The following is a 21893-nucleotide window of genomic DNA, read 5'->3' as shown; positions in this document are numbered from 1 at the left end:
CCTGTAACCAAAACACAACGGCCCACCAAAAGGCGGGCCGTTGTACAGCAGACCGGACGCGGAATCAGTCCTGACGGCTGGTGACTTCGAGCAGGTGATAACCGAACTGGGTCTTCACCGGGCCTTGCACGACGTTGATTGGCGCGCTGAAGACCACGGTGTCGAATTCCTTGACCATCTGGCCAGGACCGAAAGAACCCAGATCGCCGCCCTGACGGCTGGACGGGCAAGTGGAGTTGGCCTTGGCGACTTCGGCGAAATCAGCACCGCCTTCGATCTGGGCCTTGAGTTCGTTGCACTTGTCTTCGCTGGAAACCAGGATGTGGCGGGCAGTGGCTTTAGCCATGGGGAAACTCTCCAATCTATTTCAGTAAAGTGCGGAGCCTACCGGATTCAGTAAGCGATTTCTCGGCAAAGTTCCACTCGGTGCGTTGATGTACATCTATAGGTGCGCGGCCTTCAGGCGTACCGCGTGTTCGACATAGAGGTCGACGGGATCCGCGCCGGGTATTCGCAACCCGCCCGGACGGCGCAAGCTGCCAAGGTGATTGAAAGGGTAGTCGGCGCGGATGACCCGACCCAGATGAGAACTGTAGCGACCCACGAAGCCATCGTTCTGTCCGGCCTCCTTGACGAAATGGCTGGATAATGCGTGGCAGACGGAATGCACTGGGTCTAGAGCCTGCAACAAATTGTCCTGCAGCGTGCCGCTCCAGGAATAGTAGTGAACGTCATTGACTCGTTCCGCCCCCTGGCCGCCCCAGGTAGAAGGCAGGCCTTGAGGGTACTTTTTGTTGAATTGCGCAACGCCCGCAGTCGTCAGGGCATTGAGTGCGGCGACGGCGTTCTGCGGCATGCCGGGTTGACCGCTGAGCAGCGAGAGGAATCGAGCAAACTGTGTCGCAGCGTGCTCCGCCACCTGCTCCGGCAGGCCTCCTGGAATCAGCGCCAGGCGTAAGGCGTCAGCCAGTTCCGAGCCGTGATTGGGGCCGCTGACCGACGTGACCGAGGCGACTTTCTCCGGCGCGAGCGCAGCGGCATAACGGCATGCCAACGCGCCCTGACTATGTCCGATCAGATTGACTTTACCGGCGCCGGTGCCGCGCAGAACGCGATCAACCTGGAACATCAATTGCTGGCCGCGAACTTCGTTGTCATGGGTTGCGGACAGCTGCGGCACAAAGACTTGCCCGCCTGCTTCCCTCAGCGCTTGCTTGACATCATGAAAAAGCTCGAAATGGCCGATACGGTCAAACCCGAACAGGCCATGGACCAAAAGGATGGGGTAGCGGGTTGTCGCATTCCGTTGCATGTTCCTGCCTCTTTTGCAGATGCTTGTCTGTGGTTGGTGCGTGCAACTGTAAAACAGGCCTGCGGGTCGGCGATGTCTGAAAAATCCTCGGTACTGAAAGGAAATTGGACTAAAAGCGGTACGAATTTTCGCTTCTGCTTGAGAGGGTAGTCGGAACATTTGGCAATCTTTTGCCCGTTATCGCTGGATTCTGCTTCATAAGCCTACGTTATGCGGTGTATTTACCCTGCCGATGGAAGACGTTGTGCTGACTTCCGCCAATCGCTGGATGGTGTTCAATGGGTTTCGTTCGACGCGGCCTTCACGGCGGCGTTTTATCCAAGGAATGGAGCTACGAATGTCTATATACGAAGCCAATGGCGATTCTTCTGTGGCATCAGCGTCAAATATGTCCCCTGTAGCGGATGACTCTGATGAGCGCGGTCTTCTGAGTTTGAAGGTGGACGGCAAGCACTTCGAATTCTGCTATCGACCTGGGTCTGCAGCGGCACCCTCTCCAGACTCGTGGCTGCCTGCACCGATGCTCGAGGTTATGGAGGGCGGAATGCTTGATCCTTCACTCGACAACGCATTCGTCAGGGTTGCGCCTTACCCGAACATGCTGTGCGGCGACAAACTTGTGCTGAGCTGGCAAGGACTGGATGACGAAGGATTGCCCTATATTCACGAAACCACACGTGCGGTCAGTGAAAGGCAGGTGGGTCAGGAACTCGTCTTTGTCGTAAAGGGTTCGCATATCGCAGCGTTGGAGCGCGGCTCGCTGGAAGTTTACTGGACGCTGTACAGCGTTGCGCAGCCGAAGCCGGTGTCGTCCAGTCGTTTGCAACTGAATGTGGGTGATCCGGAACCCGATCTGCTGGCCCCGATTCTTGAAGAGACGGTGGGTGGGACGCTCGATCCAGCCCGTGTTCCGCAGGGCACTAGCGTTATCGTGCGACCTTACGCCCGGATGGCTGTCGGGGACCGGGTAATCCTGTCCTGGCATGGTGTCGAAGGACTGCCGGTGATCAACGATGTGTTGCTCGTGGAGCAGTTTGCGGTCGGCGAAGCGCTGTCCTTCTGGATACCCGCAGATTGCATCGCCCCTCATCGTATGCAGGAGGTAAGCGTCAGCTACCGGGTGGAATCAGGGGCGGCGCAGGTGAGGAACTCTGCCAGCTCGCGAATTCTGATCGCGCCATTGATGCGCGGCGATCTCGCAGCTCCGCAGGTACTGGAAGCGCAAGATGGCGAACTGGAGGTAGTAGATGCCGAGGATGGCATCACCGTGGTGATCGGCAATGCCCAGGCCGAGGAGGGGGAGCTGGTTTACTTGAAATGCGATGGTGAGTATTTCAGTCACCGCGATGATCGGGACATTACCCGGGAAACCGCAGGCCAGCCCTTGGTATTCATCGTGCCTTACCGTTTCTGGCGAGAACACCGGGAAACTGTGGTGCAGGTGTCGTATTCAGTGGAGCGGCTGGATGATGTCAGCCAGGCTTCCGAGACAACCCGCATCCGGGTGCGGGCATAACCCGGTGGTGAAGTCTGAACGATGAATCAGCCTTTGCGGGATTTTGATAAGCCCGCAAAGACTGCTCGGATCATCAGGCTCGAAGACGTTCGGCAGCGCTCGACAGCAACTGTTCCGTCGCACTGAACCCGAGGCAGCCATCGGTAACCGACACGCCGTAACGCAGTGTGGGGCTTAGCGTCTGGCAGCCTTCGAACAGGTGGGATTCAATCATCATGCCGATCAAGGAGCGATCGCCCATCAGGCGTTGTTCGAGAACTGCGTTGAACACGTCGGGCTGGCGTAATGGGTCCTTACCGCTGTTGGCGTGGCTGCAGTCGACCATGATCCGGCTCGGAATCTTCAGTCGGCTGAGGTCGGCATGTACCCGGGCGACGCTTTCGCGATCGTAGTTCGGACCGTGATGACCGCCGCGCAGCACTATATGAGTGTCGGGGTTGCCCGGGGTCTGGATGATCGCCGGGTGTCCTTGGCTGTCGACGCCGAAGTGTCGGTGCGGATGTGCTGCCGAGCGCATGGCGTCGACGGCTACACTCACGCCACCGTCGGTGCCGTTCTTGAAACCTACGGGCATGTTCAGGCCGCTGGCCATTTCCCGGTGGATCTGCGATTCGGTGGTGCGTGCGCCGATGGCAACCCAGCTGAGCAGGTCGTCGAAGTAGCCGGCGGCCATCGGCTGTAGCAGTTCGGTGGCGATGGGCAGGCCCAGACGGATCATCTCGATCATCAATTCGCGAGACAGGGTCAGGCCGGCAGCCATGTCATCGCTACCGTCCAGGTGCGGGTCGTAGGCCAGACCTTTCCAGCCAACGGTGGTGCGGGGCTTTTCGACGTAAGCGCGCATTACCAGCAGCATCTCGTCGCTGACTTCATGGGCCAGGCGGGAAAGTTTTTCGGCGTATTCGAGTGCGGAGCGCGGGTCATGAATCGAACAAGGGCCGACGACGATCAGCAGTCGATGGTCTTCGCCATCGAGAATCGCGCGGACCGCCTGGCGGTGGGCTGCGACTTGCTGGGCGAGGGCATTGCTCAGGGGCAATTGCTGTTTGAGCTGCAACGCGCTGGGCAGACGCAGGGTCAGTGCTTCGTTGGCAGAATCAAGGGTGGTCAGTGGCAGAGCAGAAACAGACGAGTTCATATTCGGGATTCCTGGGCTGGCGGCGGGTGCTTCCCGCTCACTCGGCCCTATTGGGGTGTTCGACAATTGGCCGTATTGGCTGCGTGTGTGTGCTTGCCACCTGTGGGTGACCGATCGGAGGCGGCAGGCTGTCCCGAGCGGAGGCTGCTAAATCGCCAGGCGGTAAAAGTGTCGTAACGGTAATAAGTGGCGTAGTTCATGGGGTAATCCTCAAAGTGTCTGGTGTGTTGCTGAAAAAGTTGGGGCCTGAAAAAACAAAACCCCCGGTCGGGAGGCCGACCGGGGGTTGAGAATTCTCTGGTAGGCGACCCGTTTTCATGGGCGCCGGTGGGTATCAGGCGCGCCAGTGGCTAAACCAATACCCAAAATAAAAGCTGGCAGGAGCACAAACGTCATTCACCCGGGCAGCCGCAACCGAGCGCAGGGCGCTGGCGGAACGAGGCTGTGAGAGGGCGTTGAACATGGTCTGTCTCCAATGAATGCGCCGAGCTTACTAGAGGCCCGTACGCCTGAGCAATCAGAAATTGCTATGGCCCATTCAAGAGGTTACCTATCGCTTGAGTGCCAGGGACGTTGTGACACACTGCGTGTTTGGCACAATCCCAAGGATGAATAATGTCGAGATTCACCATCGCTGCAGCCCAATCCTTTTCCGTTGCCGGTGATCTGGCGGCGAACATCGCCCGTCATTTGCGCTTCATGGCCGAGGCGGCGGAGCAGGGCGTCGAGCTGCTGGTGTTCCCGGAGTTGTCGCTGACAGGCTACGAAGGCCAAGTGGCGGCAGACCTGGCAATCGATCCGCAGGATGCGGTGCTGCAACCCTTGCGCGATTGCGCTCGCGAGCTGGGCCTCACCGCTGTCGTCGGCATGCCGATTCGCAATAAGGAACGTTCGAAGGTATTGATCGGCGCGCTGACATTAGGCGGGAATGGTTCTCTTGAGGTTTACAGCAAACAACATTTGCACAGTGGCGAAGAACGCTTCTATGCCCCTGGGGTTGGTGGTTCGACTCTACGTATAGGCAGCGATACTGTCGCGCTGGCGGTCTGCGCTGATTTTTCCCATGCCAGCCACGCGGCAGCGGCCGCTGGTGCGGGCGCCGACCTGTACGCAGCAGGCGTGCTGATCGGGGAAAAAGGCTATGGCGTGGATAGCGCGCTGCTGCAGGGTTATGCCCAAAAACACGCGATGGCAGTGCTGATGGCCAATCACGCCGGGCTCACGGGTGGATGGCAATCGGCGGGTCGCAGTGCTGTCTGGTCTGAAAGCGGTACGTTGGTGGTGGCGGCACAAGGACCGGGTGAAGTGTTGGTTATTGCCCGGCGAGATGCAGGCGCATGGCAGGGACGGGTAGTACCCGTGGCGGTGGGCCGGTGACATGGGCATTGCGCCGTGCCGAATCGGCAGATCGGGCGTTCGCCCGAGAGCTGACGTGCCAGAACATGCTGCGCTATTACATTGACCACGATCTGCTGTGGCAGGACGAAGCGTTCGACGTTGCCTGGGATGGCCGCGACAGCTGGCTGATCCTTCTTGGTGAAGCTCCTGTGGGATTTTTCAGTCTCAGTCACGATCGCCGGGCCTTGTACATCCGCGAGCTGCAAATAACCGAGGCCTTTCGCAGGCAGGGCGCAGGATCCTGGGCGATTGATCAGGTTGTCGCCCTGGCTCACAGCGAAAAACTCCCGGCACTGCGCTTGACAGTATTCAAAAATAATCCGGCACATAGCCTGTATAAGAGAAAAGGCTTCAAGGAGTGCGGTGAGGACGAGTGTTTCCTGAGGATGCAACTCGATTTCGATACACCTGTGCTCTGAAACCCACGGCCGGCAAGCCTTCGATGATGAATTGAAACTTTTTAAATGATGCTTGCCGCTAGGTCTGTCTGGCACTTTTTGCTAAGGTGTCCGGCATCCCAATAAGACCATATCGCGAGGTGTCTGCTTGATTAGGGTGCTAGTGGTCGACGACCATGATCTCGTTCGTACAGGCATTACACGTATGCTGGCCGATATCGATGGCTTGCAGGTGGTTGGACAGGCCGAGTCCGGGGAAGAATCCCTGATCAAGGCCCGTGAATTGAAACCCGATGTGGTTCTGATGGACGTAAAGATGCCCGGTATTGGTGGCCTCGAGGCCACGCGCAAGCTGTTGCGCAGCCACCCGGACATCAAGGTCGTCGCGGTGACCGTGTGCGAGGAAGATCCATTTCCTACGCGCCTGTTACAGGCGGGTGCCGCCGGCTACCTGACCAAGGGTGCTGGTTTGCCGGAAATGGTCCAGGCGATCCGTCTGGTGTTTGCCGGGCAGCGCTATATCAGCCCACAGATTGCCCAGCAACTGGCGATCAAATCGTTCCAGCCAACCAACGATTCACCCTTCGATGCCTTGTCCGAACGGGAAATCCAGATCGCGCTGATGATTGTCGGCTGCCAGAAGGTGCAGATCATCTCCGACAAACTCTGCCTGTCACCGAAAACGGTAAACACCTACCGCTACCGGATTTTCGAAAAGCTGTCGATCAGCAGTGACGTCGAGCTGACGTTGCTGGCTGTGCGCCACGGCATGGTGGATGCCAGCGCCTGATCATGACTGAAGTATTCGATTCCGGCGCCTTCCTGGCGACTGTCAGCGGGCGCCCCGGCGTCTATCGCATGTTCGACAGCGATGCGCGCCTGCTGTATGTCGGCAAGGCCAAGAACCTCAAGAAGCGCCTTGCCAGCTATTTTCGCAAAACCGGGCTGGCGCCGAAGACCGCAGCGCTGGTCGGGCGCATCGCACAGGTCGAAACGACCATCACCGCCAACGAAACCGAGGCGTTGCTGCTTGAGCAGACCCTGATCAAGGAGTGGCGGCCGCCGTACAACATTCTGTTGCGCGACGATAAGTCCTATCCCTATGTCTTTCTGTCTGACGGCCAATTCCCACGTCTGAGCATCCACCGTGGCGCGAAAAAGGCCAAGGGCAAGTATTTCGGCCCGTACCCGAGCGCCGGGGCGATTCGCGAAAGTCTCAGTCTCTTGCAAAAGACCTTTTTCGTCCGTCAGTGCGAAGACAGCTATTACAAAAATCGCACGCGCCCGTGTCTTCAATATCAGATCAAACGTTGCAAGGCGCCGTGTGTCGGCCTGGTCGAGCCTGAGGTTTATGCCGAGGATGTGCGCCACTCGGTAATGTTTCTCGAGGGGCGCAGTCATGCCCTGACCAATGAGCTGTCAACGGCAATGGAAGAGGCGGCGATCAATCTCGAATTCGAGCGCGCCGCCGAGCTGCGTGACCAGATTGCCTTGCTGCGCCGTGTTCAGGATCAGCAAAGCATGGAAGGTGGAACGGGCGACATCGATGTTATCGCAGCTTTCGTCAACCCGGGCGGCGCTTGCGTTCACTTGATCAGTGTGCGCGGCGGTCGGGTGTTGGGCAGCAAGAACTTCTTTCCGCAGGTGGGTATCGAGGAGGAGGTCGCTGAAGTCATGGCGGCGTTCCTCGGTCAGTACTACATCAGCAGTCCGGAGCGCGACCTGCCGAGCGAACTGATCGTCAACGTGGTGCCGGAAGATGCCACGGCCTTGATCGAAGCCATCCACGAGTTGCGCGGTCGTGAATTGACCATCAGCCACCGGGTGCGGGGCACACGGGCGCGCTGGCAGCAGTTGGCGGTCACCAATGCCGAGCAGGCGCTGGGCGCACGCCTGGCCAACCGTCAACACACGGCTGCGCGCTTCGATGCACTGGCTGAGGTGCTGAACCTGGATGAGCCGCCGCAGCGTCTTGAGTGCTATGACATCAGTCACTCCAGTGGTGAGGCTACCGTCGCTTCATGTGTCGTGTTCGGCCCGGAAGGCGCGATCAAATCCGACTATCGTCGTTACAACATTGAAGGGGTCACGGCGGGTGATGACTATGCAGCCATGCACCAGGCGTTGACCCGACGCTTCAGCAAGCTGAAGGACGGGGAGGGCAAGCTGCCGGACATTCTGTTGGTGGACGGCGGCAAAGGTCAGTTGTCGATGGCCCGTGACGTGCTTAACGAACTGGCGGTGCCGGATCTCATTCTGCTGGGTGTGGCCAAGGGCGCAACACGCAAGGCGGGCTTCGAAACTTTGTATCTCAATGATGCCGCACATGAGTTCACGCTGCGTGGCGACTCACCGGCGTTGCACCTGATCCAGCAGATTCGTGACGAGGCTCACCGCTTCGCAATTACCGGCCACCGTGCGCGGCGCGGCAAGACCCGCCGTACCTCGACGCTGGAAGGCGTTGCGGGTGTCGGGCCGACCCGACGTCGGGACTTGTTGAAACATTTTGGTGGATTGCAGGAGCTGTCTCGTGCAAGCATCGAAGAGATCGCCAAAGCACCGGGGATCAGTAAAAAGCTCGCAGAGTCGATTTATGCAAACCTGCATAGCGAGTAGAATGCCAACTCACCTCGTAGCCAGTTGTGCCGATGAATATCCCTAATCTGATTACCGTCCTCCGCGTCCTGCTCATCCCGATCTTCATTTTGCTGTTTTACCTGCCTTATCAGTGGAGCTATATGGCCTCCGCCTCGGTATTCGCCTTTGCGGCGGCCACTGACTGGCTCGATGGCTATCTGGCCCGTCGCCTGGAGCAAAGCACGCCGTTCGGCGCATTCCTCGATCCGGTCGCCGATAAGCTCATGGTGGCGGTCGCCCTGGTATTGCTGGTGCAGGAACACGGCAACTTGTGGCTGACACTCCCCGCTGCAGTCATCATTGGCCGTGAGATTGTCGTATCGGCCTTGCGTGAATGGATGGCCGAACTCGGTGCCCGCGCTCATGTAGCAGTGTCCAATCTCGGCAAGTGGAAAACCGCGGCGCAGATGCTGGCGCTGGTGATCCTGCTGGCCAATCCCCGCGATTTCAGCTTCTGGGTGCTGCTGGGTTACGCCTTGCTGATGATCTCGGCGGGCCTGACATTGTGGTCGATGGTTCAATACCTGCGGGCCGCCTGGCCGCATCTGAAAACCGACGTTGAAAAGAAATAAAACTTTTTTGAATCAAAGGGTTGACGGGGCATCTGAAATCTATAGAATGCGCCACACCAAGCGGGAATAGCTCAGTTGGTAGAGCACGACCTTGCCAAGGTCGGGGTCGCGAGTTCGAGTCTCGTTTCCCGCTCCAAGTTTGTACACGGTTGTTGTTGTGCTACTAAACAGCGATCGTTTGAGGCCGAGTAGCAAAATGGTTATGCAGCGGATTGCAAATCCGCCTACGCCGGTTCGATTCCGACCTCGGCCTCCACTATAAACAAGCTCCGTAGATCCATGATTTACGGAGCTTTTTTATTTTCAGTGCACTGCAAGATTTAGTCTTGAAATCAGCCACTGTGAACTTGCTTCACCGGGACGTGATGTATATATTTCCCGCTCTGCTTCAAAGGCTCAACACAGACAGATTCTCTGGTCGACTGATTTGAGCACTACAACAGCGCTACCGCCCGAATGGCGAAACTGGTAGACGCATGGGACTTAAAATCCCCCGCTCGTAAGGGCGTGCCGGTTCGATTCCGGCTTCGGGCACCATCTAAAATCAAGGGTTTGCGGGCGAAAGCTGAAGCAAACCCTTGTTTGTTTTCGGATTGCCATTTTTAACTGGCTCCTCATCAATTCCTTGCGTTTCTGCGCGCAAAGACCGTTGGTCACTTCTCGATGCAACCAATCCTGCAAGCGTCTACGTTTGTGGCTTGGTCGAAGATATCAAAAGTCATTGAGTGAACATTTTAGCTTGACCCGGTGGCGTTGATATCAGGATGGATCTTGATCAAGGCGCGGTACATCGCTCAGGCGATGGGCATTCAGACGGCCTGTCTGTTACGCCAGCCCCGCCATTTTTGACGTGTTAAGGAGAACACCGATGGCAATCAATCAAGTGCACGCAGCAACCGATAAAACCGCTCTCGTCGAAGCCGAGGTGTACCGTTGGTACAATCTCTTCTTTCCGTGGTCGCGCGGTATGTCTTCCCAGTCGGAAGGCGCTATCAAGCCTCTGTACGATGCGTTGGCGAATGACTTCCGTGTGGTACTCACCGATGGACAGATCATGAGTCGGGCGGACTATTGGGAGCGACTTTGGGGCTTGTATGGCAAGCGTGCTGGAAGCCCTGAATCACACATCACCAACCTCTCGATCACAGCGCTTCCCGGGGACTGTTTCCTGGCCGTCTTCGACCTTGTCAAAGACGGGATTACCAAGAAGAAAGTCGATTCGGCGCTGATGCGCGTCGATCAGGCCTCGCCATCTGGAATTTCATGGGTTTATGTCCATGAAAGCGAGCACGAAAGGAGCTTTGCGTAAGTCACTTGGGTTGCACTCTCGTGGCTAAAAAGCCTGGGTGTCTTTAACGTTGACGAAAAATCAGGCCCAGCCCCGCGCTGGGCTTTTTTGTACCTGCTGTTCGGCCAGAAAACAAAAAGCCCAGGCATACCCGGGCCAGTTGAGGGAACACATTCAGCGCGAATCAACCTCTTTTGCAGCCTGGGCGTTTGATCGTTCCTTGCGCCTGCGCAGCCAGCTGAAGAATGCATGTACCGGGTGTAAAAACGCAGCCAGTACGCACAGTAGCATGATGGTGAAAATGGCAATCAGCGGGAGGCTTTCGTGCGAGAACATGGTGGGGTACTCCTGTAGGCACTATGTTGGAACCTGCAGGCTAGACGCATTGAGCCATGCTTGCGATGAACGTATGTTCATCCTCGGGCGCTTAAACTGTGCTACGGAGGGCTCACCAAAATGATCGATTCCAGAGGTGCGCAAGCGCCGGCCTTAAGTTGAGGCCAGCGCCGTGCGTTGAGTGATTACGCAGGTATGTTTTCAGCTGCGTTTCGGCAGCTTCCAGTTTGGGCGGATGAAATGGCAGGTGTAACCGTTCGGGATCCGCTCCAGGTAGTCCTGGTGCTCAGGTTCAGCTTCCCAGAAGGGGCCCGCCGGTGCGATTTCGGTGACTACTCGGCCCGGCCAGAGACCGGAAGCGTCAACGTCGGCGGCGGTATCCTCGGCGATGTCGCGTTGCTCTTCGCTGAGATAATAGATCGCCGAACGATAGCTGGAGCCGAGATCGTTGCCTTGACGGTTGGGCGTACTCGGATCGTGGATCTGGAAGAAGAACTCGAGAATCTGCCGGTAGCTGATCACGGCCGGGTCGAAGATGATTTCGATGGCTTCAGCGTGGTTGCCGTGGTTGCGGTAGGTGGCGTTCGGTACATCGCCGCCGCTGTAGCCGACTCGCGTCTGCAACACGCCGGGATAGCGTCGCAGCAGGTCCTGCATGCCCCAGAAGCAGCCCCCGGCGAGAATCGCGGTTTCGGTTTGTCCGGTCATGATTTTTTTGCCTCTCGGTGACTGTGGATACGGTTCTGGTTATGAGGGCGCGTCGGCTATTTGCAAGCTTGACTCAGGGCTACGGGTTGCTCGAGCCGGTGTTTTGAACAAAAAGCCCTGACGATAAGGCCAGGGCATTGATGGGTTCGAGTGGAGTATTCGGGGCAATTCGCGTCGAGTGATGGACTAAAAACGCAACATCAAGCGGTTATACAAACGCTTGCCCGAAAAAGCCCCGAGGCAGGCGCTGCGGCCCGGCCAGCGCGGTCAGCCGTTCGATCCACTCCGAACGCCAGTCAGACGTACCGTGATCAGCCTTGGTGTGGCGCGCTGCGCGGCGTGCGGCATTGCGTTGGGTCTTGCGTGCTTCTTTGTAGGCGTCGGTGTTGCGGCAGCTGCGGCATTTGACACGATTGAGTTCCAGGCTTGAGGCAAGGTTGCTGCCCTTGTGACCACAAGCCAGATGTCCGTCTGTTTTGAAATGGATAACCATGAACCGTCTCCTGGGTGACGTGTACAGGTTTTGACCTCCCACACCCCGGGGCGTTCGTTACATCGGCCAGACGGTACGCCGGTTAGCTGTCGTTTATCGCGGCGCAGTCATCTGAAACGCGGCAGTGGCCGTTCGACAGGCTGTAGCGAGGACAGGGTGCTACGGATCAGCGGTGTGTCTTTTTCGATGTCGTTCAGTCGGTCGCGGATGCGCAGGGCGGTCGGATGGCCGCCTTGATGATCGACCCAGTCGGCGATTTCCTTGCAGGCCGCCGCCAGGCGAGCCTGACGGGAGTCGAGCAGGGTGAGGAGGGTGGTGATGGACTCTTTTTCGGACATGGAACACCTCCGTTCAGACAAACCGTTGAGAGGCAGCAAAAAGCCCGCGGGCGGCGAGCGCTTTGCCGTTGGGGAGCGCTGGTCCTTCAGCTGCTTTGAGTATAGACCCCACCTGTCAATTGCATCAGCCGGCCGATCGTCGCGCCGGTAGTAGCGAGCTGGCTGCATTGAGCCGTTGGCATTCGCGTCGGGCATCTTCCTCAAGATCGTAGCCATCACCGATGAAACCGCCGGTGCGGGTGTCATTGATCCGAAACCAGCTGCTGGCCTCGGCGGGCTCGTGCTCGCTTTCCCCGGCGCGGCGGCCGTGAATGATGATCTTGTTGCAGTGCTTCACGACAAATATGTCTTCCATGGCGTCACCACAGCAATTGGTGTCAGATCAACTATAGAAGCCTTGGCCAATCGTGCAAAAAATAGACAGTCAGTTCGTCGGTTGCAACCGCCATTCTGTGGCATGCCAATCCAGACGGTGCGTCGGTTTCAACGCTTGTAGAAACTCAATGTCGTGGGAAACCGCAACAATTGCGCCGGGAAACGTCTGCAATGCCTGTTCGAAAGCCTCAACCGATGCCAGATCCAGATGATTGCTCGGCTCATCGAGCAGCAACAGTTGCGCAGGCGTCTTGCCCCACAAGGCCACCGCCAGTGCGGCTTTCAAGCGTTCGCCGCCGCTCAGTGAAGCACTTGATCGAGTGACCTGCTGCGCGCCCAGTTGCAGGTGCGCCAGATGGCTGCGCAATTCGCTTTCACTCAACGGACTCTGCAGCGCGAGCAGTTGCTCGATGACGCTGAGACCGTCGTCCAGCAGCTGCAGATGCTGGTCCAGATAAGCCGCAGGAACATGGGTGATGCATTCGCCACTGGCGGGATGCAGTTGACCCGCGAGCAACCTGAGCAGCGTCGATTTGCCGCAGCCATTCGGACCATTGACGGAGATGCGTACAGGACCGCTCAGCGCGAGGTTGAACGGTTGCGCCGGCAACCATGGCACACGCGCATCAATCAGCGTACAGACCCTGCGCGCAGCGGGCACTGCGCTGCCGGGCAGATTCATCAGCACCGCATCATCCGGGAGTACTTTGGCGTAGGCATCGCGCACCCGCGCATCGAGTCCGGATTTGCGCTGCTGATGACCATGACGCACCTGGCCCATGATCTGCCTCGCGGCACCTTTCAGGCCGGCGCGTTCGAAGCCCGAGACGTTGGCGGTTTTGGCATTGCGCAGAGAGCGGGCGGCATGCCGCTGGATGGTGTCGTGTTCCTTTTGCAAGCGCTGCTGCTCGCGCCGGCGCTCGGTTCTGATTTGATCCAGTGTCGCTTGCGCTGCCGCCTGATGAATCCGTCGTTGTTGCTGGTAAGCGGAAAAATTGCCTCCGAACACCGTGGCGCCCAATGGCGTCAGCTCGACGATACGCTGCATCCGCTCAAGCAATTGCCGATCATGACTGACAACGATCAGTCCGCCAGGCCAGCGTTGCAGCTCACGCATCAGCCAGCGCCGACCGGCGGCATCCAGATGGTTGGTCGGCTCATCCAGCACCAGCAGGCGCGCCGGACTCAGGAAGGCGCCGATCAACGCCAGTCGGGCTTGCTGGCCGCCGCTCAGCGACTCGGTCAAATCCGAGGGGGCAATGTCCGGTAGACCCGCGTCATCCAGCCATTGGCGCAGACGTTCGGGCAGATCCCAGCGTTCGCCGAGGATGTCAAAATCTTCCACCGCCGCCTCGCCGGACTGCAGCCGTTGCAATGCGCGAAGAGCGGCAGCGGTGCCCGTGGCGTCGGCCACGGTCTGCGCCGCGTCGGCGGTGAATGTTTGCGCCACATAGGCCATGGCCACCGTACAGGTGACGCTGCCGGCAGTCGGTTGCAGGCGTCCGCCAATCAACTTGGCCAGCACACTTTTACCGATGCCGTTGCGTCCGACAATCGCGGTGTGGGTGCAATCGAATTGCAGATTCAGGTCGTTGAAAATCGTTTCGCCATTGGCGAACTGAAAACTTGTTTGATTCAGCGAGACGAGGGCAGGCGTACGCGAGACGTGAGTCATCGGCACCTCCGAAAAATATCGTGAAGACTGACAGTCGCGCTTCAGCGCGTGTCGCGATTACATTTTCAGAAGGCTTGATTGTTCACTTTCTGCGGTTGTCCTGAAGAGGGGAAAGGTCGCCAGCGTAGATCAGCGGTGCGCCTCGATCAAGGCGCGTCCATCATTTGCTCGAGAAACATCGCCAGCGCGACTTCCTCTGTACGCAAGCCCTTGCGCACTCTCGGGCGTGGCAGTTCGGCCAGCGCACCGAGCAGGAAGCGCTCGACCACCGCCGGATGGATGTAGCACTTGCGGCACACCGCCGGGGTGTTGCCCAGCTGTTTGGACACGCTCTTGACCATCTCCACCACGTGCCGTTTCGCCTCGGCTTCCGACTCCCATTGCAGTTCGCGCAATACCGCCAGGGCCAATGCGCTGCCGGCCCAGGTGCGGTAATCCTTGGCGGTGAAATCGGCGCCGGTAAGGGTTTGCAGGTAGCTGTTGACGTCGTGAGAGCTGACGGTGTGCCGCTCGCCGTTTTCATCCAGATACTGAAACAGATTCTGCCCGGGAATCTCCAGGCAGCGCTTGATGATGCGCGCCAGGCGTCGATCCTTGACGGTGATCTGGTGTTCGATGCCGCTCTTGCCGCGAAACTGGAACAAAATCGCGCTGCCGTTGACCTCGACGTGCCGGCTGCGCAGGGTGGTCAGGCCATAGGAGCGGTTGTCCCGCGCGTACTGGGTGTTGCCGACACGAATCAGCGTGGCGTCGAGCAGCGTGATGACCGTGGCCATGACCTTGTCGCGGCTGAAGCCGGGGGCGTCCAGCAAGGTTTCGAGCTGTTTGCGCAACTTCGGCAACGCCATGCCGAACTCTCGCAAGCGCGAGTACTTGTCGGCATCGCGCACCTCGCGCCAGCGCGGGTGATAGCGATACTGCTTGCGGCCCCGGGCATCGCGTCCGGTGGCCTGTAAATGGCCACGCGGATCGGCGCAGATCCACACGTCGGTGTAGGCCGGCGGCACTGCCAGTGAATTGATCCGTTTGATCTCATCAGGGTCGGTGATGCGCTGCCCGGCCGGATCGAAATAGGCGAACTTGCCACGCAGCTTTTTACGGGTGAGGCCGGGTTGGGTATCGTCGACGTAATGCAGGTCGGGCGGTAAGACGTCGGCTAGTGCGGTGTCGGGCATGGCGGTGTCCTTGGCGAATCGCTCTGTTACAGCGATTGACCGCGCGCCGTGGCCGTCGTGCCAACCAATTCAGGCTAGCACGGCGACAGCCTTGATCTGCGCCCACAAATGCTGGCCCGGATGGATGCCAAGCTGATCCCGAGAGAAGCGGGTGATCCGCGCCAGCAACGGTGTGCCACCGGCGTCCAGACGAATCAGCACGTGCGCGGCATTGTCCGCCGCCAGCTCGCTGACCACGGTCACCGGCAAGCGATTGAGGATGCTGCTGGCCTCGCTGTTGTGCAGAGCCAGGCTGATGTCGCGGGCGTGCACCTTGCAGCGCAGGGCCTGACCGACCGTCATCGGTGCGTGAGTCACACGGATATTCATTTCAGTGGCCGGCAGCTGCAGGCTGAGCAATTGATAATCGGCATCGTAGGCGCTGACCTGGCCTTCGATAATCACCCCGGCGTCGTCGCCCAGCGCCATTGGCAGGTCCAGCCTGGCGAGGGTCTCGCCAATCGGGCCGCTGGCCAGGGCCTTGCCGTCGCTGAGCAGCACCAGATGATCGGCCAGGCGCGCGACCTCATCCTGCGCGTGGCTGACGTAAAGCACCGGGATGTCCAGTTCGTCGTGCAGACGTTGCAGGTAAGGCAGGATTTCGTTTTTGCGCTGGCTGTCGAGAGCGGCTAGTGGCTCATCCATCAGCAGCAGTTTCGGGCTGGTCAACAGCGCACGGGCGATGCCGACACGCTGGCGTTCGCCACCGGACAGATGTTGCGGATGGCGCTCCAGCAGATGGCCGATGCCCAGCAGTTCGGTGGCTTGCGCCATGTCGACCAAGCGCTGGGCCTTGGCAATGCGTTTAAGGCCAAATTGCAGGTTGGCCAGCACTGACAGGTGCGGAAACAAACTGGCTTCCTGGAACACGTAACCGATTGCACGTTTGTGCGGCGGGACAAAAATGCGCCGTTCGCTGTCCTGCCAGACTTCGTCGTTGATCTGGATGAAACCCTGCTCGGCTCGCTCAAGCCCGGCGATACAGCGCAGGCAAGTGGTTTTGCCCGACCCGGAATGACCATACAGCGCAGTCACGCCACGCCCCGGCAAGTGCAGATCGACATCCAGGCTGAAACCCGGATAAGCGATTTTCAGACGTGCATCAATCATCGATCAGCTCCAACCCGCGCGGGTCTTGCGGCTGGAGTAGAGCACCAGCAACACCAGAAACGAAAACACCAGCATCGCCCCGGCCAGCCAATGGGCCTGGGCATACTCCATCGCCTCGACATGGTCGTAGATCTGCACCGAGACCACGCGGGTCTTGTCGGGAATGTTGCCGCCGATCATCAGCACCACGCCGAATTCGCCGACGGTATGCGCGAAGCCGAGGATCGCCGCCGTTACGAAACCGGGGCGCGCCAAGGGCAGGATCACGCTGAAAAAAGTGTCCCACGGATTGGCGCGCAAGGTTGCGGCCACTTCCAGTGGGCGGGTGCCGATGGCCGAGAACGCGTTCTGCAGCGGTTGCACCACAAACGGCATGGAATAGATCACCGAACCGATTACCAGCCCGGTAAAGCTGAAGGTCAGAGTGCCCAGGCCCAGCCATTGCGTGAAGTGGCCGAGAAAGCCATTGGGTCCCATCGCCAGCAGCAGATAAAAGCCGATCACTGTCGGCGGCAGCACGAGGGGCAGTGCGACGATTGCGCCGATGGGGCCACGCAGCCAGGAACGGCTGCGCGACAACCACAGGGCAATCGGCGTGCCGACGACCAGCAGGATAGCGGTGGTCAGGGACGCCAGTTTCAGGGTCAGCCAGATCGCCGCGAAGTCGGCACTCGTCAGCGACATTTAGAGCTGGTAACCGTAGGACTTGATCACCGCAGCGGCTTTCGGCCCCTTGAGGTATTCAACCAGCGCTTTGGCGGCGGCGCTGTCCTTGCCTTTGTTGAGAATCACCGCGTCCTGCTTGATCGGGTCGTGCATGCTCGCTGGAACGATCCACGCCGAACCGCTGCTGACCTTGCCGTCCTTGAAGATCTGCGACAGCGCGACGAAGCCCAGTTCGGCGTTGCCGGTGGACACGAACTGGTAGGCCTGAGTGATGTTCTGGCCTTCGACGATCTTCGCCTTGGTCGCCTCAGTCAGATTGAGTTTTTCCAGCACTTGAGTAGCGGCCAGACCGTATGGCGCGGCTTTCGGATTGGCGATGGACAGGTGCTGGTATTCATTCTTCTTCAGGACTTCACCTTTGGCGTCGACATAACCATCTTTCGCCGACCACAGGGCCAGGGTGCCGATGGCGTAGGTGAAGCGCGAACCCTTGACGGTGTCGCCTTCTTTTTCCAGTTTTTCCGGCGTGGTGTCGTCCGCCGAGAGGAACACTTCGAAAGGCGCGCCGTTTTTGATCTGGGTATAGAACTGGCCGGTGGCACCGTAGGCGGCGACCAGTTTGTGCCCGGTGTCTTTTTCGAAATCGGCAGCAATCGCCTGGATCGGCGCGGTGAAGTTGGCGGCAACCGCCACTTGCACTTCATCAGCCTGAGCGGTACCGAAGGCGAATACCGCAAGCAAGGTGGCCAGGCAAGTCGGGGCAAAACGAGAGGCACGAATGGTCATGTAACGGCTCCGTTAGGGCGAGTGCAGAGGGCAGTGATTGTTGGAGGTGAACTGCACCGATGCGAAAGGTGAAACGCTATATAGCGAAATATATAGCGAAAGGCCGCTAAACAGGAAGCGCTGGTGAACACAGGGTGAGGTGGTGCCATGTCTCACCCTGTTCACTGGATCAACTGCGAGCCAGTTTTGCCAGGGCGCCTTGCGCCAGTTGCCGGGTCAGATCAGCGCTGTTCAGATCTTGTCCCAATGGGAACGCCTGACCGGCCCAGAGGTTGCTGAACTGCGCTTCGTTTTTGGCGCGCAACGGCATCAAGGCTCCACCGGCCAGCGGGAAGGCCGGGGCTTTGGCCGACATCGGGCCGATTTCGCGCATCACCCGATTGAGAATCCCCCGCGCCGGGCGCCCGGTGAACAGATTGGTCACCGCGGTTTCGCTTTCCTTGGCGCTGCGCAACGCCTGGTGATGGGAGGCGCTGACTTTCGCTTCCGGTGTGAACAGATACGCGGTACCGACTTGCACCGCTGACGCACCGAGTACCAGTGCTGCGGCCACACCGCGGGCATCGGCAATCGCCCCGGCAGCAATCACCGGCACCTTGACCGCATCGACGATCTGCGGAACCAGCGCAAAGGTACCGACCTGACTGCTCAAGTCTTCGCTGAGAAACATCCCGCGATGACCACCCGCCTCGTACCCCATCGCAATGATTGCATCGCAGCCGTTTTGCTCAAGCCAAACCGCTTCGTCGACCGTGGTGGCAGAGGAGAGGACTTTCGCACCTGTGGCCTTGACCCGTTCCAGCAGGGATTTCTCGGGCAGGCCGAAGTGAAAACTCACCACTGGCGGGCGAAATTCTTCAAGCACTGCGCACGCTGCCTCATCGAATGGCGCGCGGTTGGAAACCGGTGTCGGTGCATCGAAGTCGATGCCCAGTTCGCGGTAGTACGGCTCGAGCAGATGCTTCCAGTCTTGCGCGCGCTGTTCATCGGCGGCCGGTGGCTGGTGGCAGAAGAAATTGACGTTGAACGGTTTGTCCGTGTGCTCACGAATAGTCTTCAGCTCTTCGCGCAATTGCTCGGTACTCAGCATCGCCGCCGGCATCGAACCCAAGCCTCCGGCATTGCACACGGCGATTACCATCGCCGACGTCGTGGCACCGGCCATCGGGGCCTGGATGATCGGCAGCTCGATGCCGAGCAGGTCAAGGATGCGGGTGTCAGGCCATTGGCTCATGAAAGCGGTTCTCCGAACGATGAAGCGGGGCAGGGACGGCAGAGCCGGTTTTTTAACAGCAAAACCGGACTCAGGGCCAGCCTGAATTTTCAATGCAGCGATCAGCGTCGATGCAAACCGCCGCCTCCGCCGCCCCCAAATGAGCGGTTCATGAATTGCGAAGAGTTGTGGAAGTTGTTGGTGCGCTGGTTGCCGAAGTTGCGGGCGGCAGACTCGCGATTGAGGTTCTGCAACTGCGCATTGTTGTTGACCGGCGCCGTGCGGGCCGGGCTGCCCTTGACCATCGATTGCCAGCCGTTATCGGTTTTCTTGTAGACGTTGCCGTCGCGCCCGGCATAGACGTTGTCGCCGACCCGGGCGGCGCCGCCGTTGCGGCCTTTCACGCCGGCGTATTGCGTGGTCTTGTCGGTGTTGGGGTTGTACACCGCGCCACGATTGGCGCTGACCTGGGTGCCGGTGCGAGCATTACCTGCGGTGACCCGGCCACCGGCAATGGCGCCACCGTTCGGCCCGACCACTTCACCACTGCGTCCAGCCGCGTAATTGCCGTTGTAGGCATTGTGTACCGCGCCGCGTTGGCCTGCCGCCGCAATGCCGGTGCGTGAGTTATAGGACGAGCCGACCTGGCCGGCCCAGCGATTGCCGGTCCAGGCGTTGTAGCCGGCGCCATAGCGGCTGACGGTCGCGCGGTCGCCCCACTGACGATAAATGTTGCCGGTGGTGCCAGCCCAGCCACCGGGCCCCCAGGCCACAGCACCGCCGCGATATCCATAAGCGGCGCCGCCCCAGGCCAGCGGCGCGGGGTACAGGCGCGGGCCCCAAGCGTAACCCCAGCCGTAATTGCCCCACCACGGATAAGCGCCCCAGCCCCAACCCATCGCCACGGTGTTGCCGCCCCAGCTCCAGCCGAAGCCGAAACCCAAGGTCCAGCCGGTCCACGGTGTGTAGCGCATCGCGACGCCGAAACCGTAGGTCACCGGTGGCCCGTACCAGACGCTGCCGACCCACGGCGTATACGGATAACCGGTGCCGTAGACCACCACACCGGTGGCCGGGTCCAGCGTCGATCCCTGATAACCCGGGGTGTAACCGACTACCACGGTGTCGCCGCTGGATTCATAGACTTTGACGTAGGTGAGGTAATGCATCGGCGAACTCGGCGGGATCGAATAGATCACCGCCGGTACTGAACTGGCTACGGCCCATGGCCCGTTCACCGACGTCGCGGTGAACCAGATGCCGTTTTCCACCGCATACCAACTGTCGTTGGCGACCCGGATGATTGGCGTGGCACTGTTGACCACGTACTGCAGCGATGTACTGTTAATTGCCTTGAGTTGCGGCTCGCCATCGAACTGCGGTGCGGTCATTTTCACTGCACTTTTCTTGATCGCCGAGGTTTGCGGAATGGTCGCGGCGATCGCGGCTTCCCTGGCCTGTGGCGTACCTGCGACCGAGGCCTTGACGTTCTCTTTCGGACTGTCGTCGGGGATGTTGGCGAAATCTGCCGGCAGTTTGTCCGCCGGGGTAAACGTCCATGGGCCGCGCATGTCGGCCGCCCGGAACCAGCGTCCTGAGATCAGCACGTAACTGTTCTGGTCGCCGATTTCCTTGAAGATGTGCCCGGTGGTGTTGCTCACGTAGAGCAGGCTGGTGCCCTGAATCGGCGACCACTGCGGCGCACCATCGGTAACGATCAGTTCGGTGGGGGTAGTGGCGATGAAGATTTTCGGTTGCGGCGGTTTGGCCAGGCTGGGGATCTTGTCTTTCGGGTCACTCTGGCCGGTCAGCAGATCGACCTGACGACTCTGAATCGCCGCCTGTCTGGCTTTCTCCAGATCGGCCAGAGGCGTGGTCAGGCGGGTGTATTCGCCGCTGAGGCTGTCGGCAACCATCCAGCCATCGAACACGTGCAGGTAGTGCTTGCCTGCGGCGTCCTCAAGTAGCAGCGGGCGAGTGTTGATCACCCGTTGCAGCGCGGTAGCGTCCACTGCTCTGTAGACCGGATCGCCATCAATGTAGACAAGCAGGGCAGGGACGTCGGAACTGATGATCGCCGGCGGGGTGTTCTCCAGTGGGGCGCTGTCGGCCTTCTGCTCCGCCGACAGTACGCCGACGGCGGCTTCCAGTTGATCGAGGGAAATGGTTTTCTTGCGACTTTCGGCATCTTTTTGCAACGCCGCGAGCCAGACATCGGCCTGGTTGGCATCGGCAGGGAAATCGGCCTTGATGATTTTGTATTGATCCAGCGCGACCCAGCGTGTGGCCTTGTCGACCAGCGTGTGCGCGCTGAACTGGACTATGCCGTAAGTGGGTTTGCCGTCGGCGCCGGTGGCTTCGACGGCGGCCCGGGCATTGAGGGTGTAGCCATCCCAGCTGTCGAGTTGCGGCTGGTACACGGTCAGTTTGGCCTTGCCGCTGGTGATCACTTGCGGCCACGTCGGGGCGCTCGTGGCGGTGTCGGCCGCAGAAGTTTTGGTGGCCGGGGCAGGAGCTGCCCAGGCATTGCCAACGGCCAGCAGACATAGCATCAGCATCGCAAGCAACGGGCGCGGGTAAGACATTGTCAGCTCCATCGACAGGGCCGCTTTCAGCAGGAGGGCAGCGAAAGCACGACCGTCGAAAAAGCATAGTCGTCCGCTCTGGAATTACCGGGCGGATTTATGAATTGGCGCAAAGTCGGGTGGGGCAATGTGTTG

At 59.5% G+C, this 21893-nt stretch carries 22 protein-coding genes and 3 tRNA genes; 10 read left to right on the top strand and 15 right to left on the bottom strand.

Annotation, left to right across the window (positions count from 1 at the left end; all coding sequences use genetic code 11):
• Window positions 1-64: 64 nt before the first annotated feature.
• Both AC1RBR_RS14505 and AC1RBR_RS14500 read right to left on the bottom strand, forming a co-directional pair.
• Window positions 65-346: a peptidylprolyl isomerase gene (locus AC1RBR_RS14505; protein ID WP_007912303.1), complete on the bottom strand. Its 282-nt coding sequence runs from the start codon at window positions 344-346 to the stop codon at window positions 65-67.
• A 96-nt stretch (window positions 347-442) separates the two neighbouring features.
• Entirely contained in the window at window positions 443-1312 is an 870-nt protein-coding gene (locus AC1RBR_RS14500) for an esterase/lipase family protein (RefSeq protein ID WP_492565125.1), read from the bottom strand.
• Window positions 1313-1649: 337 nt separating this feature from the next.
• Here AC1RBR_RS14500 and AC1RBR_RS14495 point away from each other — a divergent pair, with 337 nt between their 5' ends.
• On the top strand, window positions 1650-2828 hold the full coding sequence (locus AC1RBR_RS14495; RefSeq protein WP_492565124.1) for a hypothetical protein: 1179 nt from the start codon (window positions 1650-1652) through the stop codon (window positions 2826-2828).
• A gap of 73 nt (window positions 2829-2901) precedes the next feature.
• Here AC1RBR_RS14495 and AC1RBR_RS14490 read toward each other — a convergent pair whose 3' ends face one another.
• Complete coding sequence (locus AC1RBR_RS14490; RefSeq protein ID WP_492565122.1) at window positions 2902-3966, bottom strand: 3-deoxy-7-phosphoheptulonate synthase; 1065 nt, start codon at window positions 3964-3966, stop codon at window positions 2902-2904.
• A gap of 615 nt (window positions 3967-4581) precedes the next feature.
• Here AC1RBR_RS14490 and AC1RBR_RS14485 point away from each other — a divergent pair.
• From AC1RBR_RS14485 to AC1RBR_RS14445, 9 genes are all read left to right on the top strand, one after another.
• A complete protein-coding gene (locus AC1RBR_RS14485; RefSeq protein ID WP_492565120.1) occupies window positions 4582-5343 on the top strand; it encodes a carbon-nitrogen hydrolase family protein in 762 nt (253 codons plus the stop codon).
• The gene (locus AC1RBR_RS14480) at window positions 5340-5783 is read left to right on the top strand and encodes a GNAT family N-acetyltransferase (protein WP_492565119.1); all 444 of its coding nucleotides are present in this window, start codon (window positions 5340-5342) and stop codon (window positions 5781-5783) included. Before AC1RBR_RS14485 ends, AC1RBR_RS14480 begins: the two co-directional genes overlap by 4 nt.
• Before the next feature lie 127 nt (window positions 5784-5910).
• A complete protein-coding gene (gene gacA, locus AC1RBR_RS14475; protein ID WP_024012761.1) occupies window positions 5911-6552 on the top strand; it encodes a response regulator transcription factor GacA in 642 nt (213 codons plus the stop codon).
• 2 nt (window positions 6553-6554) lie between these two features.
• Window positions 6555-8378, top strand: coding sequence for an excinuclease ABC subunit UvrC (gene uvrC, locus AC1RBR_RS14470; RefSeq protein ID WP_492565111.1), 1824 nt, complete (start codon window positions 6555-6557; stop codon window positions 8376-8378).
• A gap of 32 nt (window positions 8379-8410) precedes the next feature.
• Window positions 8411-8971, top strand: coding sequence for a CDP-diacylglycerol--glycerol-3-phosphate 3-phosphatidyltransferase (gene pgsA, locus AC1RBR_RS14465; RefSeq protein ID WP_003225417.1), 561 nt, complete (start codon window positions 8411-8413; stop codon window positions 8969-8971).
• A gap of 60 nt (window positions 8972-9031) precedes the next feature.
• Window positions 9032-9107 (top strand) — tRNA-Gly (locus tag AC1RBR_RS14460).
• A 46-nt stretch (window positions 9108-9153) separates the two neighbouring features.
• Window positions 9154-9227, top strand: a tRNA-Cys gene (locus tag AC1RBR_RS14455).
• A gap of 194 nt (window positions 9228-9421) precedes the next feature.
• Window positions 9422-9508 (top strand) — tRNA-Leu (locus AC1RBR_RS14450).
• 331 nt (window positions 9509-9839) lie between these two features.
• Window positions 9840-10280, top strand: coding sequence for a hypothetical protein (locus AC1RBR_RS14445; protein WP_492565109.1), 441 nt, complete (start codon window positions 9840-9842; stop codon window positions 10278-10280).
• A gap of 153 nt (window positions 10281-10433) precedes the next feature.
• Here the strand turns inward: AC1RBR_RS14445 and AC1RBR_RS14440 are convergent, their stop codons facing one another.
• The 12 genes from AC1RBR_RS14440 to AC1RBR_RS14385 form a co-directional block, all read right to left on the bottom strand.
• Window positions 10434-10595, bottom strand: coding sequence for a hypothetical protein (locus AC1RBR_RS14440; protein ID WP_166495875.1), 162 nt, complete (start codon window positions 10593-10595; stop codon window positions 10434-10436).
• A gap of 201 nt (window positions 10596-10796) precedes the next feature.
• On the bottom strand, window positions 10797-11303 hold the full coding sequence (msrA, locus tag AC1RBR_RS14435) for a peptide-methionine (S)-S-oxide reductase MsrA (RefSeq protein ID WP_492565107.1): 507 nt from the start codon (window positions 11301-11303) through the stop codon (window positions 10797-10799).
• Between the two features lie 208 nt (window positions 11304-11511).
• Window positions 11512-11796 carry a hypothetical protein gene (locus AC1RBR_RS14430; protein ID WP_492565106.1) on the bottom strand — a complete coding sequence of 95 codons (285 nt, stop codon included), beginning with the start codon at window positions 11794-11796 and terminating at the stop codon, window positions 11512-11514.
• A 107-nt stretch (window positions 11797-11903) separates the two neighbouring features.
• Entirely contained in the window at window positions 11904-12134 is a 231-nt protein-coding gene (locus AC1RBR_RS14425; RefSeq protein WP_007964939.1) for a hypothetical protein, read from the bottom strand.
• Window positions 12135-12258: 124 nt separating this feature from the next.
• Complete coding sequence (locus tag AC1RBR_RS14420) at window positions 12259-12489, bottom strand: hypothetical protein (RefSeq protein ID WP_095136127.1); 231 nt, start codon at window positions 12487-12489, stop codon at window positions 12259-12261.
• Window positions 12490-12558: 69 nt separating this feature from the next.
• Window positions 12559-14184, bottom strand: coding sequence for an ABC-F family ATP-binding cassette domain-containing protein (locus AC1RBR_RS14415; RefSeq protein WP_492565105.1), 1626 nt, complete (start codon window positions 14182-14184; stop codon window positions 12559-12561).
• A 146-nt stretch (window positions 14185-14330) separates the two neighbouring features.
• Window positions 14331-15359, bottom strand: a complete 1029-nt coding sequence (locus AC1RBR_RS14410; protein ID WP_492565104.1) for a DNA topoisomerase IB — start codon at window positions 15357-15359, stop codon at window positions 14331-14333.
• A gap of 69 nt (window positions 15360-15428) precedes the next feature.
• Window positions 15429-16508: a molybdenum ABC transporter ATP-binding protein gene (gene modC / locus AC1RBR_RS14405; RefSeq protein ID WP_492565103.1), complete on the bottom strand. Its 1080-nt coding sequence runs from the start codon at window positions 16506-16508 to the stop codon at window positions 15429-15431.
• A 3-nt stretch (window positions 16509-16511) separates the two neighbouring features.
• Window positions 16512-17192: a molybdate ABC transporter permease subunit gene (gene modB, locus AC1RBR_RS14400; protein WP_047598540.1), complete on the bottom strand. Its 681-nt coding sequence runs from the start codon at window positions 17190-17192 to the stop codon at window positions 16512-16514.
• Window positions 17193-17960, bottom strand: a complete 768-nt coding sequence (modA, locus tag AC1RBR_RS14395) for a molybdate ABC transporter substrate-binding protein (RefSeq protein WP_492565101.1) — start codon at window positions 17958-17960, stop codon at window positions 17193-17195.
• Window positions 17961-18129: 169 nt separating this feature from the next.
• The gene (locus tag AC1RBR_RS14390) at window positions 18130-19194 is read right to left on the bottom strand and encodes an NAD(P)H-dependent flavin oxidoreductase (protein ID WP_492565100.1); all 1065 of its coding nucleotides are present in this window, start codon (window positions 19192-19194) and stop codon (window positions 18130-18132) included.
• A gap of 101 nt (window positions 19195-19295) precedes the next feature.
• Window positions 19296-21758: an autotransporter gene (locus AC1RBR_RS14385; RefSeq protein WP_492565098.1), complete on the bottom strand. Its 2463-nt coding sequence runs from the start codon at window positions 21756-21758 to the stop codon at window positions 19296-19298.
• Window positions 21759-21893 lie beyond the last annotated feature (135 nt).

Source organism: Pseudomonas sp. GW823-FHT01D03 (assembly GCF_058798255.1).
Note: the sequence above shows the minus strand (reverse complement) of the source record. Positions and strands in the feature narration are given on the sequence as shown.

Excerpts from the sequence above, each read along its gene's own strand:
- AC1RBR_RS14505 (WP_007912303.1), bottom strand. The coding sequence starts at position 346 with ATGGCTAAAGCCACTGCCCGCCACATCCTGGTTTCCAGCGAAGACAAG.
- AC1RBR_RS14500 (WP_492565125.1), bottom strand. The coding sequence starts at position 1,312 with ATGCAACGGAATGCGACAACCCGCTACCCCATCCTTTTGGTCCATGGC.
- AC1RBR_RS14495 (WP_492565124.1), top strand. The coding sequence starts at position 1,650 with ATGTCTATATACGAAGCCAATGGCGATTCTTCTGTGGCATCAGCGTCA.
- AC1RBR_RS14490 (WP_492565122.1), bottom strand. The coding sequence starts at position 3,966 with ATGAACTCGTCTGTTTCTGCTCTGCCACTGACCACCCTTGATTCTGCC.
- AC1RBR_RS14485 (WP_492565120.1), top strand. The coding sequence starts at position 4,582 with ATGTCGAGATTCACCATCGCTGCAGCCCAATCCTTTTCCGTTGCCGGT.
- uvrC (WP_492565111.1), top strand. The coding sequence starts at position 6,555 with ATGACTGAAGTATTCGATTCCGGCGCCTTCCTGGCGACTGTCAGCGGG.
- pgsA (WP_003225417.1), top strand. The coding sequence starts at position 8,411 with ATGAATATCCCTAATCTGATTACCGTCCTCCGCGTCCTGCTCATCCCG.
- AC1RBR_RS14445 (WP_492565109.1), top strand. The coding sequence starts at position 9,840 with ATGGCAATCAATCAAGTGCACGCAGCAACCGATAAAACCGCTCTCGTC.
- AC1RBR_RS14440 (WP_166495875.1), bottom strand. The coding sequence starts at position 10,595 with ATGTTCTCGCACGAAAGCCTCCCGCTGATTGCCATTTTCACCATCATG.
- msrA (WP_492565107.1), bottom strand. The coding sequence starts at position 11,303 with ATGACCGGACAAACCGAAACCGCGATTCTCGCCGGGGGCTGCTTCTGG.
- AC1RBR_RS14430 (WP_492565106.1), bottom strand. The coding sequence starts at position 11,796 with ATGGTTATCCATTTCAAAACAGACGGACATCTGGCTTGTGGTCACAAG.
- AC1RBR_RS14425 (WP_007964939.1), bottom strand. The coding sequence starts at position 12,134 with ATGTCCGAAAAAGAGTCCATCACCACCCTCCTCACCCTGCTCGACTCC.
- AC1RBR_RS14420 (WP_095136127.1), bottom strand. The coding sequence starts at position 12,489 with ATGGAAGACATATTTGTCGTGAAGCACTGCAACAAGATCATCATTCAC.
- AC1RBR_RS14415 (WP_492565105.1), bottom strand. The coding sequence starts at position 14,184 with ATGACTCACGTCTCGCGTACGCCTGCCCTCGTCTCGCTGAATCAAACA.
- AC1RBR_RS14410 (WP_492565104.1), bottom strand. The coding sequence starts at position 15,359 with ATGCCCGACACCGCACTAGCCGACGTCTTACCGCCCGACCTGCATTAC.
- modC (WP_492565103.1), bottom strand. The coding sequence starts at position 16,508 with ATGATTGATGCACGTCTGAAAATCGCTTATCCGGGTTTCAGCCTGGAT.
- modB (WP_047598540.1), bottom strand. The coding sequence starts at position 17,192 with ATGTCGCTGACGAGTGCCGACTTCGCGGCGATCTGGCTGACCCTGAAA.
- modA (WP_492565101.1), bottom strand. The coding sequence starts at position 17,960 with ATGACCATTCGTGCCTCTCGTTTTGCCCCGACTTGCCTGGCCACCTTG.
- AC1RBR_RS14390 (WP_492565100.1), bottom strand. The coding sequence starts at position 19,194 with ATGAGCCAATGGCCTGACACCCGCATCCTTGACCTGCTCGGCATCGAG.
- AC1RBR_RS14385 (WP_492565098.1), bottom strand. The coding sequence starts at position 21,758 with ATGTCTTACCCGCGCCCGTTGCTTGCGATGCTGATGCTATGTCTGCTG.